The following is a 1,644-nucleotide window of genomic DNA, read 5'->3' as shown; positions in this document are numbered from 1 at the left end:
GTTTTGGTTTAGTTGGTCGTGATCAATGGTTTCCAAATTAATAGATAACAACTAATCTTATCTACTGAAAACTTAATTTACAGGAAATAAGAATTTACACAAGATTCTTGACACTATCAATTTGCTTATTATTTATTATTTTTGTTAAATGAAGAGATAAAACAATAAAGACTTCTTGCGGGAAAACTCGTTTTAATTTTTGTGATGAACTATCTAAGAATTCTTTTACAATATCTATAATTTCTTGTGGAATATATTTACTAATATTCAATTCATTTATTTTCTCTTTATCAATGTATTGTCTATAACTTGATATTAATTGATTGTATTTATTTTTTAACAAAAGGGATTTATCAACTAATGATGTATCTTGTTTTTCAAGATGTTCATAAACAGCAGAAGTACTTTCCTTTATTTTTATTTTTTCAATAGAATCTTTTGAATAATAATATAAAAAATCATGTGAAATAAGTCTATTTATCTCTGTCGATTTTTCTTTATAAAAAATAAAGCCTTTTTTTACATAGATTGGAAAATCATCAAGATAGACATAGACATTTGAATTATTATCTAAATTTTTCAAAAAAGCATGTGAACATGCACTAGAAATATCGTTTACAAGTTGTTTTATATTATTTTTACAATGATAAAGTAATAAGCATTCTAATGTTTCAGGTTCTATAACAATCGACTTATCTATTTTTCTTGCTTCTTTTTTAAAACATCCCTGAACTAATTCCATCCTTTCAACCAATCCTCTTTTATCTAAAGAAGGCAAATCAATTTTTATTGATATATTATCGAGAGCATTACTTTTTAAATCATTTTCATTAAAGCAATCCGATGACAAAACAACCATAAAGTTATTTTCTTTTAGTGAACTCATTTCAATTAAATCATATATAATTGATTTATATTTTTCTGGTATTAAATGAACATTATCAAAATAAATCATTCCGTTTTTCGCCTTTTCTAAAGCAGCTTTTCCATAATCAATAAATAAATTCTTAATCATAGTTTCATCATTCATAAAGTATTTACAATTTAGTTTCACTAATTGACCATTTTCATTAATTAGGCCTTTTTCTTTAGAAAATTCATATATTTTTTTAGCAAGTAAACTTTTACCTGTACCACTTTCCCCTGACAATAAAATAACCGGTTTTTTACCAGGATATAAAAGTGTTGATTTAATATCTTGAATAGACTTAGCAAGGCTTCCATTAAATCCTATTAGTTGATTAAATATAGAATCGTCTTCATCTAATTTATTATGTATTTTATAAAGTACCGGTCTCCCAGCTATTTTTTCTAATTTATTTTCTCTAACTAATTCATTCAAAATAGCTGATAAATTAGAACGTTGAATATTTAAATGACTTGCTAATTCTTTTGTTGAAAACACCATTTTAGAGGGATCGTTTTGATCTTTTTTTGTAGATAATTTATCAATATAAAAAAGAACCTCATATTTCTTTTTCATAAAATTTCTCCTTTTCTAAATATATTCATATTATAAAACAAATGAATATTACGGAGTGGCAAGGCCACTCCATACGGTAAAATAAGTCCATCCATTACGCTAGAAAAGTCCAGTGAATCCGTTAAACAAGTCCATCATATTTAATATAAAGATTTGCATCT

The 1,644-nt window shown here is 24.9% G+C and carries 1 protein-coding gene; it reads right to left on the bottom strand.

The annotated features are described in order from the left end of the window. Window positions 1-94: 94 nt before the first annotated feature. The gene (locus H8909_RS12995; protein ID WP_187013127.1) at window positions 95-1,483 is read right to left on the bottom strand and encodes a sigma 54-interacting transcriptional regulator; all 1,389 of its coding nucleotides are present in this window, start codon (window positions 1,481-1,483) and stop codon (window positions 95-97) included. Window positions 1,484-1,644: the final 161 nt, after the last annotated feature.

Origin of the sequence: Catenibacterium faecis (assembly GCF_014306455.1) — a bacterium.
Lineage (GTDB): Bacteria > Bacillota_I > Bacilli_A > Erysipelotrichales > Coprobacillaceae > Catenibacterium > Catenibacterium mitsuoka_A.
Note: the sequence above shows the minus strand (reverse complement) of the source record. Positions and strands in the feature narration are given on the sequence as shown.

What these genes read in the sequence shown, in the direction of transcription:
- H8909_RS12995 (WP_187013127.1), bottom strand. Translation starts at nt 1,483, where the DNA reads ATGAAAAAGAAATATGAGGTTCTTTTTTATATTGATAAATTATCTACA.